Origin of the sequence: Hydrogenophaga sp., from assembly GCF_011772445.1 — a bacterium.
Taxonomy (GTDB): Bacteria; Pseudomonadota; Gammaproteobacteria; order Burkholderiales; family Burkholderiaceae_C; genus Hydrogenophaga.
Genome location: NZ_WVZN01000036.1, coordinates 1 through 12,824, shown reverse-complemented (window position 1 = coordinate 12,824; position 12,824 = coordinate 1). Strand labels below are relative to the sequence as shown.

At 71.1% G+C, this 12,824-nt stretch carries 14 protein-coding genes; 3 read left to right on the top strand and 11 right to left on the bottom strand.

The window, feature by feature from the left end; genetic code table 11:
* Positions 1-8: 8 nt before the first annotated feature.
* Entirely contained in the window at positions 9-701 is a 693-nt protein-coding gene (locus tag GTO19_RS14635) for a dienelactone hydrolase family protein (protein ID WP_291021873.1), read from the top strand.
* On the opposite strand, the gene GTO19_RS14630 is transcribed toward GTO19_RS14635, so the two are convergent.
* On the bottom strand, positions 670-1,644 hold the full coding sequence (locus GTO19_RS14630) for an EamA family transporter (RefSeq protein ID WP_291021871.1): 975 nt from the start codon (positions 1,642-1,644) through the stop codon (positions 670-672). The two genes, GTO19_RS14635 and GTO19_RS14630, sit on opposite strands and share 32 nt — an antisense overlap.
* A 70-nt stretch (positions 1,645-1,714) precedes the next feature.
* Here GTO19_RS14630 and GTO19_RS14625 point away from each other — a divergent pair, with 70 nt between their 5' ends.
* Both GTO19_RS14625 and GTO19_RS14620 read left to right on the top strand, forming a co-directional pair.
* On the top strand, positions 1,715-2,188 hold the full coding sequence (locus tag GTO19_RS14625; RefSeq protein ID WP_291021870.1) for an Lrp/AsnC family transcriptional regulator: 474 nt from the start codon (positions 1,715-1,717) through the stop codon (positions 2,186-2,188).
* A 223-nt stretch (positions 2,189-2,411) separates the two neighbouring features.
* Positions 2,412-3,740: a glycerate kinase gene (locus tag GTO19_RS14620; RefSeq protein WP_291021868.1), complete on the top strand. Its 1,329-nt coding sequence runs from the start codon at positions 2,412-2,414 to the stop codon at positions 3,738-3,740.
* Here GTO19_RS14620 and GTO19_RS14615 read toward each other — a convergent pair.
* From GTO19_RS14615 to asnB, 10 genes are all read right to left on the bottom strand, one after another.
* The gene (locus tag GTO19_RS14615; RefSeq protein ID WP_291021866.1) at positions 3,737-4,162 is read right to left on the bottom strand and encodes a hypothetical protein; all 426 of its coding nucleotides are present in this window, start codon (positions 4,160-4,162) and stop codon (positions 3,737-3,739) included. The two genes, GTO19_RS14620 and GTO19_RS14615, sit on opposite strands and share 4 nt — an antisense overlap.
* Before the next feature lie 13 nt (positions 4,163-4,175).
* Complete coding sequence (locus GTO19_RS14610) at positions 4,176-4,745, bottom strand: nucleotidyltransferase domain-containing protein (RefSeq protein ID WP_291021865.1); 570 nt, start codon at positions 4,743-4,745, stop codon at positions 4,176-4,178.
* Positions 4,746-4,830: 85 nt separating this feature from the next.
* Entirely contained in the window at positions 4,831-5,802 is a 972-nt protein-coding gene (locus tag GTO19_RS14605) for a succinylglutamate desuccinylase/aspartoacylase family protein (RefSeq protein WP_291021863.1), read from the bottom strand.
* The gene (locus GTO19_RS14600; RefSeq protein ID WP_291021861.1) at positions 5,799-6,788 is read right to left on the bottom strand and encodes a tripartite tricarboxylate transporter substrate binding protein; all 990 of its coding nucleotides are present in this window, start codon (positions 6,786-6,788) and stop codon (positions 5,799-5,801) included. The genes GTO19_RS14605 and GTO19_RS14600 overlap by 4 nt, the downstream gene beginning before the upstream one ends.
* 112 nt (positions 6,789-6,900) lie before the next feature.
* A complete protein-coding gene (locus GTO19_RS14595) occupies positions 6,901-7,791 on the bottom strand; it encodes a LysR family transcriptional regulator (RefSeq protein WP_291021859.1) in 891 nt (296 codons plus the stop codon).
* Positions 7,792-7,847: 56 nt separating this feature from the next.
* A complete protein-coding gene (locus tag GTO19_RS14590; protein WP_291021857.1) occupies positions 7,848-8,003 on the bottom strand; it encodes a hypothetical protein in 156 nt (51 codons plus the stop codon).
* Positions 8,004-8,049: 46 nt separating this feature from the next.
* Positions 8,050-9,024 carry an NAD(+) synthase gene (nadE, locus tag GTO19_RS14585; protein ID WP_291021855.1) on the bottom strand — a complete coding sequence of 325 codons (975 nt, stop codon included), beginning with the start codon at positions 9,022-9,024 and terminating at the stop codon, positions 8,050-8,052.
* Positions 9,024-9,278, bottom strand: coding sequence for an acyl carrier protein (locus tag GTO19_RS14580; RefSeq protein ID WP_291021853.1), 255 nt, complete (start codon positions 9,276-9,278; stop codon positions 9,024-9,026). The genes nadE and GTO19_RS14580 overlap by 1 nt, the downstream gene beginning before the upstream one ends.
* 35 nt (positions 9,279-9,313) lie before the next feature.
* Positions 9,314-10,816 (bottom strand): class I adenylate-forming enzyme family protein, encoded by a 1,503-nt coding sequence (locus GTO19_RS14575; RefSeq protein ID WP_291021851.1) that lies wholly within the window; start codon positions 10,814-10,816, stop codon positions 9,314-9,316.
* Between the two features lie 98 nt (positions 10,817-10,914).
* Positions 10,915-12,824 (bottom strand): asparagine synthase (glutamine-hydrolyzing) (gene asnB, locus GTO19_RS14570; RefSeq protein WP_363302969.1); only part of this gene is annotated, 1,910 nt, incomplete at its 5' end.

Genomic DNA, 12,824 nt, shown 5'->3' with positions numbered 1-12,824 from the left:
GCCATGCCATGAACGACACCGGACTCGACCTTCTCGAAGGCCGCTCGGGCGCACCCGACGCGCCCACCGCGGCCAGCCTCATCGTGCTGCACGGCCTGGGCGCCGACGGCAACGACTTCGTGCCCGTGGCGCAGATGCTGGACCTGTCTGCCGTCGGCCCGGTGCGCTTCGTTTTCCCGAGCGCGCCGGTGCGCCCGGTGACGCTCAACGGTGGCTACGCCATGCGCGCGTGGTACGACATCTTCCCGCCCTCGCCGAACCCGGCGCAGCCGCGGCAGGAGGACGAGCCCGGCCTGCGTGCCTCGATGGCGCAGGTGCAGGCCCTCATCGATCGCGAGATCGCGATGGGCGTGCCGGCCTCGCGCATCGTGCTCATGGGTTTTTCGCAGGGCTGTGCCATGACCCTGCTCACCGGCCTGCGCGCGCCGCAGCGCCTGGCCGGGCTGGTGGCGCTGTCGGGTTACCTGCCGCTGCCCGCCACCACGGCGGCAGAACGCAGCGCGGCCAACGCCGGCCTGCCCGTGTTCATGGGTCATGGCGAAGAAGACGAGATCGTGGCGCTTGAACGCGGCGAGGCCGCGCGCGATGCGCTCCTGGCGCTGGGCCACCCGGTGGAGTGGCACACGTATTCCATGGGCCACAGCGTGTGCCCCGAGGAGGTGGGTGACCTCAACCGCTGGTTGCTCGACCTGCTGCGCTGAGGCGGCGCCACAGCGTGGTGGCCGCGTCCACCACCGGCCGGCCATAGAGGATCAGGGCCAGCGCCACGCCGATGAGGGGCAGGGCGATGAACACCCAGCCCGTGAGCCGCTCGCCGCCCAGCCACACGCCCACCGCCAGCGCCACCACCGGGTTGACGAAGGAGTAGCTGCCCGCCAGCGCCGCGCTGGTGTTCTTGAGCAGCCACAGGTAGGCATTGAGCGTGACCATGGTGCCCATCACCACCAGGTAGAGCCAGGCCAGGGCCGAAGCCATGGACACCTGCGCCCACTGGAACGTGCGCGCATCGGGCTCGAACAGCAGCGCCGCCAGCATGCACATCATCCCGCCCAGCAGCCATTGCGCCGCCGAGGCCATGGCCGGCGGCGGCAGCGCCAGCTTGCGCGAGGCGTAGGAGCCCAGGCTCCAGGCCAGCGGCGCGCCGAAGGCGCACAGCGTGCCCAGCAGCGTGGTGGAGAAGTCCCCCTCCAGCGCCAGCAGCAGGGCGCCGGCCGCGCCCAGCACCAGGCCCAGCCAGCTCGTCACCGGCACGCGCTCGCCACCCCAGCGCGTCCACAGTGCCAGCCACATGGGCATGGTGGTGACCACGGTGGCCATCAGGCCCGAGCCGATGCCCGCTTTCTGCGCCAGCACCACCAGGGCCATGGCCGCGAAAGCCATCAGGCCGCCGATGAGCGCGCTGGCGCGCCACTGCGCGGCCGTGGGCCAGGCCAGGCCCTGCCAGCGCGCGATCGCCAGCATGGCCAGCCCCGCCGCGACGAAGCGCGCCCCGTTCATGAGCAGGGGCGGCAGCGATTGCATGGCCACGGCCAGCGCGAAGTAGGTGGTGCCCCAGACAAGGTAGACGATCAGCAGCGCCAGGGCGAGGCGCCAGGAGGGGCCGGATTGGCCATGTGACCCGAATCGGTTGAAAATGGACGGCATGCAGCCACCTGTGACGTAATATTTTCGGTGAATCGCCAATTGGCCGTATTTTTATCAGAACTGGGCGCCCATGCAAGCAAATATTCAGCTCGATGACATCGATGCCGGAATTCTTACGGCCTTGAGTGTCGACAGCCGCCGGTCATACGCCGACGTGGCGGCCGAGGTGGGCCTGTCCACCGCCGCCGTGCACGAGCGCGTGAAGAAGATGGTCGAGCGCGGCGTGATCGAGCGCTTTTCGCTGCGGGTGAACCCCGAGCGCGTGGGCCTGCACTTCACCGCCTTCGTGGCCATCCGCAACGACGGCGGCGTTCACTGCCGCGAGATCGCGCCGCGCCTGCGCGAACTGCCCGAAGTCCTGGAGCTGCACAGCGTGGCCGGCGAGCACGACTTCATCGCCAAGCTGCGCACCACCCACGCCCGCGCCCTGGAAGACGTGCTCTACGCGATCAAGGCCATCCCCGGCGTCGCGCGCACCACCAGCACGGTGGTGCTGAGCACCGAGTTCGAGGAGCGGCCGCTGCGCTGGCCCGGCGAGGACTGACAAGCCCCCACGCTCCGCCGCTTCGCGGGTCGCGAGGCCTTGCAGGCCGCGGCGCTCCCGGAGGCAACGCCTCTTCGCCCGTCCAGGCCTGCGCAGGCAGGCCTGGAGCCGCGGGGCTCAGCCCCGAGGGGGCTGATCCGGCTTGGGGCGGCCCGGCGCCGGATCGGCCGCGCGCGTTGTGGACAATGCCGGGTGCCGCGACCCCATCCACTTTCCGTACGAGATGAGCCCGTCCCTCCAAGACCCCCGCGCCCTGCTGCGCCAGCTCTACGACGCGGCCGTGCGCCGCGCGCTGCCCCTGCACAACACCGCCGCCTTCCTGCCGCCACCGCCCAAGGGGCGCACCGTGGTCATCGGCGCGGGCAAGGCCGGCGGTGCCATGGCGCAGGCCGTGGAGGCGCTGTGGCCGGCGGACGCGCCCCTGTCGGGCCTGGTGGTCACGCGTTACCACCACACGCCGCCGCGCCCGGCGGACCTGCGCGAGCGCATCGAGGTGGTCGAGGCCTCGCACCCCGTGCCCGACGCGGCCGGTCTCGCGGCCGCGCAGCGCATCCTGGAACGCGTGCAGGGCCTCACGCCCGACGACCTGGTGCTGTGCCTCATTTCCGGCGGCGGCTCGGCCCTGCTCACATTGCCCTGCGACGGCCTCACGCTGGAAGACAAGCAGCGCATCAACCGCGAGCTGCTCGACAGTGGCGCGCACATCGGCGAGATGAACACCGTGCGCAAGCACCTCTCGCGCATCAAGGGCGGTCGGCTCGCGGCGGCGTGCGCACCGGCCCAGGTGGTCACGCTCACCATCAGCGACGTGCCCGGTGACGACGTGAGCGTCATCGCCAGCGGCCCCACCGTGGCCGACGCGAGCACCTGCGCCGACGCGCTCGCCATCCTCGACCGCTACCGCATCGCCGTGCCGGCGCCGGTGCGCGCCGCGCTCGAAGCCGGCGATCTGGAAACGCCCAAGCCCGGCGACCCGCGCTTGGCGGGCCACGACACGCGCCTCATCGCCACGCCGCAGCAGAGCCTGGAGGCCGCGGCCGAGGCGGCGCGCGCAATGGGCCTGCCGGCGCACATCCTCAGCGACGAGATCGAAGGCGAGTCGCGTGAGGTTGGCAAGGTGCACGCCGCGCTGGCGCGCTCGGTGGCGCTGGGGCGCAGCACCTTTCAGGCGCCCTGCGTGCTGCTCAGCGGCGGCGAAACGACCGTGACCGTGCGACCACGCGCCGAAGGCCAGCCGCGCGGGCGCGGCGGCCGGGCGGGCGAGTTCTGCCTGGGCCTGGCACAGGCGCTGGGCGGGCAGGCGAACGTCTGGGCCATCGCGGCTGACACCGATGGAATCGACGGCATCGAGGACAACGCCGGCGCGATGGTGGCGCCCGATACCCTGTCGCGCGCGGCGGCCAAGGGCCTGAAGGTCGGCCAGCACCTGGAGCGCAACGACGCCTACGGCTTCTTCGAGCCGATCGGCGATCTCGTGATCACCGGGCCGACGCACACCAACGTGAACGACTTCCGGGCGCTGCTGGTGCTGCCGGCGGGGACCGGCGCCTAGCGCTGGCCTGCGTCGGCCGGTTTGGCGATCAGCGCTTTGCCTGCGATCAACATCTCTTGCAGGATGGCCAGCAGCGCATCCGCATCGGCCTTCGTGATCGGCGGCAAGGGCGCGCGGTACGTGACCCGATTGCGCACATCGTGCAGCCTCCCAAGAACGCTTTGCCGTGACACGTCGAGTTGGAGGTCAACCGCAACACGCCGGATGGCGGTCGCCCGATGACCGCCTGTATCGGCGGGCCGTACGCCATGGAACTCGAGCACCGCCATCACGACGCTGAACATGCCCTCGTACGCAAGAAAAAAACGAGCCGAGTCCGGCATGGGGTGCTGTGCGGCGGCCATCATGTCGTCGGCCGTCCGCAGAAACTGCGCAATGGACGCCTCACTGGTGACGGCTTCCTTGAAACTGCCGATCTTCAATAGGTTGTCGTACTCAGGCGGCCTCGGCATGGATAGCCTCCATCAACTCCAGCCGAGGGCCGTGCTTGATCACGGCGAGCACCGGGTCGTCCAGGGCCCATTCCTTCGCGGAATAGAGGTTCACGTGGATGGCTCGCCCGAGCTCTGCCTGAACGTCGTCCAGTAGCGGCGACACAGCGAACAGGTCCACGTCGCCCACGAGCGCCAGGTCAATGTCGCTTTCGCTGGTGTCGTTGCCTGAGGCCACGGAGCCGAAGACGAACGCCTGCGTCAACCGGTCCGCGACCGGGGCGAGCGCCTTCGCCAGGGGCTCGGTCAGCCCGCGCGTCTTGAGCACCATGCGCCGGAGCTCGGGATACAGCAGGAACTGCGGGTTGGCGCTCAACCTCCGTTGATTGCCGACTTTGCGCTCGCGCAGCAGTCCGGCATCCACCCACCGCTTGATTGCCGTGCTGCCAGCACTGCGGCTGTTGCCCATGCGCTTGAGCAGTTCAAGGGTGCCGAAGTCCCGGTCCGGACGGACCAGGACCGTGCTCATCAGCCGTTGCTCGGCTGGGGACAGGAGGGCGTCGAGCGGATGCATTGAGATATTCCTTAATCAGGAACAAATGTACCTGATAAAGGAATATCTCCGGAAAATCTTCCATCTGGCCGCGAATCCAGGCAGTTCAACTGGGGTTTGCCTCATGGGCGAAGCGCACCAGCGTGGCCCCGGGCCGGGCGTGCAGCAGCGTCGGCATCACCAGCACGCAGTCGTCGTAGGGCGTGGTGACGGGCAGCGCCGCGTTCCACCCGATCAGCGTGCCGGCCTTGGCGACGCGGTCGCCGCTCTTCCAGGGCCGCACGAAGGCGGGGACCGAATCGGGTGCCACGGTCACGGCGTCCGTCACCACCAGCAAGGGCGCATCGGCAGGCCCTTCGTCCCGCCACCAGTGGCGCGGGATGTCCGCGGCATCCACCACGGCGCTGAGCTCGAGAAAGCGGGCCAGTGCATCGAGAGCCACGTCCACCGAAGAGCGTGCGCCGTGGTAGCCGCATTCCACCAGCAGCGCGAAGGCCTCTTGCGCCTCGGCGCGGCCGTAGCGCCCGTGGTCGCGCAGGCGCACGCCGGCCTTGTGGCCCCCGTCCGCCACCCGCAAGGCGCCGAGCCCCAGGGCGGCCGCGTGGGCGGCGTGGTGCGCCAGGGGTCCGGTGAGCGCCAGCGGCGGGCCCGGCTCGTGCATGGAATGCAGGTCAAGCAGCCAGTCGCTGGCCTCCACGTGCGGCAGCAGTTCCAGCGCGCGCCGGTGTTCCGGTCCCGTCGCGGTGCCGTCGTGGCGCCAGGGCATGTCGCCCCACACGCGGTTGAGGTCCGTGTGCAGATAGCGCGACACGTGCGGCCGTTGCGGGTCGAAGCGCGCGAAGGCCTCCAGGTTGGCCAGCACGACGCTGAGCGTGCCGCGCCGCGGCCGCAGCCCGCTGGACAGCAGGTCCCGCACCGCCCAGGCGCCGCACAACTCGTTGCCGTGGACCAGTGCGCTCACCATGACGTGCCGGCCGGGCTCATCGGCGACCCATCGCCACACGCCGGGCGTGCCGGTGTTGCCGGCCAGCCAGGGGCCCATGTCCGGCGGCGAGATCTCGAAGGGCGGCGGGTTCACACGCGGATTCCGGCCTGGTCGACGATGCGACGGTACTTCGCGATCTCGGCCGCCTGGAAGTCGCCGAGCACCACATCGGGCTGGGCGATGGTGGCGCCCGAGGCGGTCAACTTGTCCACCAGGGCCGGCGCCTTGAGCGATTCCGCCAGCGCCGCGCGCAGGCGCTGCGTGACCGGTGCCGGCAGGCCCGCCGGGCCCCACAGACCGAACCAGGTGCCGATGTCGACCGAGCGCAGGCTGGGCGTTTCGGCCAGGGCCGGTATGTCGGGCGCCACAGGCGAGCGCTCGCGCTCGGTCACACCCAGCGCCACCACCTTGCCCGCCTTGATCTGCGGCAGGCCGCTGGACAACACGTACACGCCCAGCTCCAGCTGGCCGCCGATCAGGTCGGTGGTGAGCGGGCCCACGCCGCGGTAGGGGATGTGCACGATGAACAGCCCGGCCGCCTGCTTGACCATCTCGCCCGCCAGGTTGAGGCCCGTGCCGATGCCGGAGGAGCCGTAGCTGAACTTGCCGGGGTTCTGCTTCACGCGCTCGATGAAGCTGGCCACGTCGGGCATGCCGGCGCGCGGGCTCGCCACCAGCACCATGGGCTGCGAGGCCACCATGCCCACGGGCGAGAAGTGCTTGAGCGGGTCGTAGCGCAGCGCGGAGTTGACCAGCCCTGCGATGGCCATCTCGTTGTTGCTGCCCAGCAGCAGGGTGTATCCGTCGGCCGCGGCCTGCGCCACTTTCTGCGCGCCCAGCGCGCCACCCGCGCCGCCGACGTTCTCGATCACGACCGGCTGGCCCAGCGTTCGGGCCATGTGCTCGCCCAGCACGCGCGCGGTCAGATCGGTGCTGCCGCCCGGGGGGTAGCCCACCACCAGGGTGATCGGGCGATTCGGGTAGTTAGTGCTCTGGGCCAGTGCCGGCGCGCAGCCCAGGGCGGCGGCGGCACCCGAGAGGATCAGAACCTCACGGCGGCGGACAAGTGGGGACTTCATCGGCGCTCCTTGTAGGCTGCAACGGCGCAGCGGTGAAGCGGACTGTAGGCACCTCGACGAGGCGTTTCGTGCCGGATCGGCACCGAACCGTGCCAACCCATGCGCGTGACGTCTAGCGGTTGCTGTGTTCCCAGGCAGCCTCGATCAGATCGGATTGCCGGGCGCGGTGCCGGTACAGCCGGACCTCGAAGTGGATCTGGTCGCCGCGTCCGCCGAGCACCTTCAGCAGGCCGGCGCGCACCGCGGCCGCGGCCAGCGAATGCGGCAGCCAGGCCATGCCGAGTCCCTTGATGGCCAGTTCGAGCACCGCGTCGGCCGAGTCGCACACGATGGTGGGGGGTGGCTGTTGTCCGGTGCGCGTGGCCGCCAGGTGGTCTTCGAGCAAGCGGCCCAGGGTGAGGCTGGGCGCGTACCCGATCCAGGTGGCGTCGAACAGGTCGTGGCGCGCGCGCCCCGACGCGTCGGCGCGCGCGACGGGGAGCAGGCGATCCGTGGCCAGGGTGATGTGGCGGAAGCGCTGCCCCGTGAGTCCATAGGACAGCGCGGGGTGCTCGTAGCAGATCAGCAGGTCGACCTCGCCGCGCTCGAAGGTGGCGCAGATCTCCTCCATGGCCTGCGTGCGAAGCTGCACGCGCGCGCCGCGGATGGTGCCGCGCAGGCGGCCCAGCCAGTCGGCCACCAGGGTGCGCGCCAGCGTGCGGCCGGTGCCGACGCGCAGCAGGCCGCTGCCTTGCCCTTCGGCGGGGTCGCGCGCGCCCCACTGCGTGCGCAGTTGCCGCAGTCCCGCCAGCAGTGGCGCGCTTTGCGTGAGCAGCGCCTGCCCCTCGGGGGTCAGGCGCACGGGCGCGCGCGTACTGGCCACCAGGGGAACACCCGCCCAGTCTTCCAGCGCGCGGATGCGCCGGCCAAAGGCGGGGTGGGTGACGTGCCGGGCCTCGGCCGCTTTCACGAAGCTCGCGCAGCGTTCCAGCGCAGCCAGGTCTTCGATGAGCTTGATGTCCATGGCGGGCGCGGGAGGGGTTCAAGGCACTGGCGGGCCGACACCGCCCGCGCACCGCGCTACTTGTTCTTCAGCTTGCCCTTGGGGAAGACCGAGGTGGTGGGCGCCACCGGGCGGGGCGACGAGGCCGATCCGGGCGAAGGCTCCAGCGGGGCGCCGCTGTCCTTCTTCGGCTTCTTCACCATCTTGTTGCTGCGTTGTTCGCCTTTGGGCATGGTGGGCTCCTGAATGAAGCCCGCAATGTAGCTCAGCGTCTGGCGATCAGGTGGGCAGCAGCTCCGGTGCCGCGGCCAGGTACTCCGTGGCGCGGCGTTTGGCGCGGATGTCGTCGTACACCCGCTGCGCCTGCGCCGCTGTCATGCCCAGCGCGGTGCCCAGTTCCTCCGCCGAGCGCCCGCGCTCCAGCGCCCACAGCGCCAGGTCCATCTGCGCGTAGGGCAGGGCGAAATAGAACTCGTCCTGGCCCTGCGGCAGGGTGTAGGTGTCGGTGGTGGGCACGGCATTGCAGATCGCCTCGGGCAGGCCGAGGTGGCGCGCCATGGCGTAGACCTGGGTCTTGTACAGGTGGGCGATGGGCTTGAAGTCGGCCGAGCCGTCGCCGTTCTTGACGAAGAAGCCCTGGTCGTACTCCAGCCGGTTGGGCGTGCCCACGACCGCGTAGTTCAGGCGGTCGGCGTGGTAGTAGTCCATGGTCTTGCGCACGCGCTGCTTGAAGTTGGTGGCCGCCACGATCTGCAGGTACTCGCGCAGCGGCAGGCGCACGCTCTGCTGCTCGCCGTCGGGCGATTGCACCACCAGCTTGAAGTAGTTGATGCCGCCCTCGACACCGCCGGCGATGACGATCTTGTTCTTCCAGCCCTCGCCGTAGGCCGGCACCACGCGGCGGATGGCCTCGTCGCGCTGCTGGTAGCAGCCCAGGGCCTCCAGCGCGGGCGCGATGTCGTGCACCTGGTACTCGATGCCCAGGTGCTCGGCCAGCTGGCGTCCGCGCTCGGTGCTGAAGCCGCTGGAATCGCGCTCGGGCAGCAGCAGGCCGAAGACCTTCTTCGCGCCGACGGCGCGCACGCTCAGCGCGGCGCAGACGGAGCTGTCGATGCCACCGCTGATGGCCACCACGAGGCCGCGGCGGCGCAGCTTCTGCGTCAGCACGCGCGGGATCCATTCGCAGATGCGCGCGAGTTCGGCCGCGCAGTCGAGTTCGAGGCTCTGCGGCCCCAGCGGCGTGGCGGTGCTCATCAGGCCACTGCCCGTTTGGTTTGAACGAATGCCTCGATCGCGTTCAGCGAGTCGAGGTTCTCCGGCACCATCTCGTCGTCGCCGATCTTGATGCCGTAGGTTTCTTCCAGGTGCGCCACGAGTTCGAGGAAGCCGGTGGAGTCGAGCACCTGGTGCTCCAGGAAGGACTCGTCGTCGCCGGGCGAGACGGCGCCGGCGCCCAGCAGCAGGTTCTCCTCGATGTAGCGCCGGACCTCGGCTTTGATGGTGCTCATGGTGGTGTGCTCGTTGGAATGAAAGGGAAACGGGTTCAGGCCAGGTCGCGCCGGCGCAGCTTGCCGGACTCGGTTTGGGGCAATTGATCGACGAAGGCCACGGCCTTGGGCGCCATCCAGCTCTCCAGCCGCGCCTGGCAGTGGCGGATCACGTCGCGCTCGGCCAGCGTGGCCCCGGGCTTGAGCCGCACGTGCGCCTTCACGGCCAGGCCCAGGCGCTCGTCGGGCATGGGCGCGACGGCGGCCTCCAGCACGCCGGGCAGCTCGCAGATGGTGTGCTCCACCTCCAGCGGGTAGACCTTTTCGCCGCGCGACTTGAACATGTCGTCGGTGCGGCCCACGCAGTAGAGCCAGCCGTGTTCGTCGCGGCGGAAGACGTCGCCGGTGCGCAGGGTGTGCTCACCCGGGCGCGGGCCCGGCGTGATGCGCGCACCATGGCCGGCGGGCGTGTTCCAGTAGCCCACGCTCACGTGCGGGCCGCTCACCACCAGTTCGCCGGTCGCGCAGCCCTGGTCGGGCAGGCGCTGGCCATGCTCGTCGACGAGCCAGTGTTCCTGGAAGGGCAGGCCGCGCCCCACGCTCTCGGGGCGGGTGTCCACCTCGTCGTGCGGCAGGTAACTGGCGCGCTTGCACTCGGTCAGGCCGTACATGAGCAGCAACTGCGCTTGCGGCAGGCGGGCGCGAAGCTGCGCGGTGTGCGCGGCGGGCAGCGCAGCGGCGGCGTTGGTGATGAGGCGCAGCGCAGACAGGTCGTGCGCAGCCAGGTCGAGCGCGAGCAGGCTGGCCCAGAGCATGGGCACGCCGGGGAACACCGTGACACGCTCGGCCGCGAGGCGTTGCACCAGCTTCGCGGGGAAGGCCGCGGTGTTCTCCAGCACCAGCGTGGCGCCGATGCCCAGGCCCATGAGCACGTGGTACAGGCCGTAGCTGAAGCTGGGCGGCAGCGCCAGGCCGATCACGTCGTCAGGCCGCAGTTGCAGGTAGGACTGCACCGAGCGCCAGGCCGCCAGCATGTTGGCGTGGCTCAGCATCACGCCCTTGGGCTGGCCGGTGGTGCCCGAGGTGTAGACGAGGGTGGCGAGATCGCTGGCGTTCGCGGGGCCGGGCAGCTCGGCGGCGTGGGTCGATGGCGAGGGCCACGCGAGGGCGGGTGAGGGCGCTTCGCCGCGCACCCACACGCGCAGCGAGGCACCGTTCGAGGCCGCGCTCCACACGCTCGACAGCGTGGCCTGCGTGAGCAGCGCGCGCGCGCCGGTGTCGTTCAGCACGTGCGTGAGCTTGGCGGCCTTTGTCTGCGGGCCCAGGGGCACCGCCACTGCGCCCAGGCGCCACACGGCGTGCAAGGCGGCGACGTAGTCCACGCCGCTGTCGAGCAGCAGCACCACACGATCACCGGGTGCGATGCCCGCCTCGTGCAGCGCCACCGCGATGCCCTCGACCTGCGCGGCGAGTTCGCCGTAGCTCACCCGGCGCTCGCCCACCACCAGAGCGGTCTTGCCCGGCTGCTCGTGGCAACGCGCTTCAAAGGCGCTGTGCACGAAGGGGCCCGCGCGATCCGCCGCAGGGCCGCCCCAAGGCGGATCAGCCCCCTCGGGGGGCAGCGACCCGCGCAGCGGTGGAGCGTGGGGGCCCATGTTCAAGTGGTCTCCAGCGCAGGCGCTTCGGCACGCACGAACTGCCGGTGCAACAGCATGGTGGACAGCACACCCACGAAGGCCATGTTGTCGGCGAAGCCGATGGCGCGGCCGGCCGCGCACTTGGCGCTGAGCCGCGCGACGGCGGGCGCGTCGAACAGGCCGGCCTCGCGCAGGCTGTCCTCGCCCAGCAGCTCGCGCACCCAGGGCAGGGGCTGGCCCTTGTCGAAGAAGCTGGCGCAGTCGGGCGAGCGGTAGGGTTGCTTGGTGCGCTGGCCGATGGCGGGCGGCAGCTCGCGCGCGAAGGCCTGGCGCAGCAGCAGCTTCTCGCGCAGGCCGCGCATCTTCAGGCGCGGCGGCAGCGCGGCGGCGAAAGCGATCACGCGCGGGTCGAGGAAGGGGTAGCGCCCTTCGATGGACGCGGCCATGGCCATGCGGTCGCCCTGCGCGGCGAGCAGGTAGCCGCTCATGAGCGTGTGCGCCTCGGTGTACTGGTCGCGCGCCATGCCGGGCCACCGCGCGAAGGCGTCGGGCACTTGCGCCTGCCACTGCGCGGCCGGGTCGTGCGCGGCAAGCGCGCGCTGCCACTCGGGTGTGAAGAAGGCCCAGGCGCGGCGCGTGCTGGCCAGGCGCGTCTGGTGCGCGAAGCCGGCGTCGCCGTCGGGCACGCGGCTGTCGGTGAAGAAGCGCTGCGCCAGCGCGTTGTGGGCGCCACCGGGCGATCGTGCCATCCAGGGGTAGAGCCGCTCCACCGCGCGGGCGCGCCTGGCAGAGCCCGGCAGTTGCGCGACGAAGCGGCGGATCTTCGCTTCCTTGAACAGGTCGTAGCCGCCGAAGACCTCGTCCGCGCCTTCGCCGGTGAGCACCACCTTGTAGCCGGCGGCGCGCACGCTGTCGGCCAGGCGCAGCATGGGCGCGGGGGCGGTGCGCACCAGGGGCGTCTCGGCGTGCCGCACGGTGCGCGCGAAGGCGGCGGCGATGTCGCCCCGGCCGCAGCCGATGGCGGAATGTTGTGTGTCCAGGTGCCGCACCATCAGGCGCTGGTGCTCGCTCTCGTCGTACTCGGCCTCGTCGAAGGTGAGCGAGAAGCTGCGCAGCGGTGTGTCGGTGTGGCGGCGGATGACGGTGGTGAGGATGGACGAATCGAGCCCGCCGCTGAGGTAGGCGCCCACGGGCACGTCGGCGCGCAGTTGCAGGCGCACGGCGTCCACCAGCAGGGCGTGCAGCTCGTCGGCCAGCGCGTCCTCGTCCACCGGCGCGAAGGGGTCGGTGTCGGGGAAGTCCCAGTCCCACCAGCGCGTGATCGTCTCGCCGCGCGCGTCCACCGCCAGGCAGTGGCCCGGCGGCAGGCAGTGGATGCCCGCGAAGGCCGTGCGCGGCGCCAGCGGCGCCCACCAGCCGAAGGTGGATGCGAGGCCGGCCGGGTCCAGCGCGCGCGGCACCTCGGGCAGGGCGAACAGGGCTTTGGCCTCGGAGGCAAAGGCCAGGCGGTCACCGACGCGCGTCCAGAACAGCGGGCGGATGCCCACGCCGTCGCGCGCCAGCAGCAGGCGCTGGCGTGGCGCGTCCCACAGGCCGATGGCGAACTGGCCGTTCAGGCGCTGCAGGAATGCATCGCCCCAGGCCCGGTAGGCCTGCAGCAGCACCTCGGTGTCGGAGTCGGTGCGGAAGTGGTGGCCCAGTGCGCGCAGCTCGGCGCGCAGCTCGATGTAGTTGAAGATCTCGCCGTTGAAAACGAGTTGCACCTGGCCGTCCGCGCTGGCCATGGGTTGTGCGCCGCCGGCCAGGTCGATGATCGCCAGGCGCGTGTGCGCGAGGCCGATGGGGCCGTCGGCCCATACGCCCTGGCCGTCCGGGCCGCGGTGGTGCAAGGCGCGCGCCATGGCCGCCAGCTCGTCGCGCGCAGGCGGCC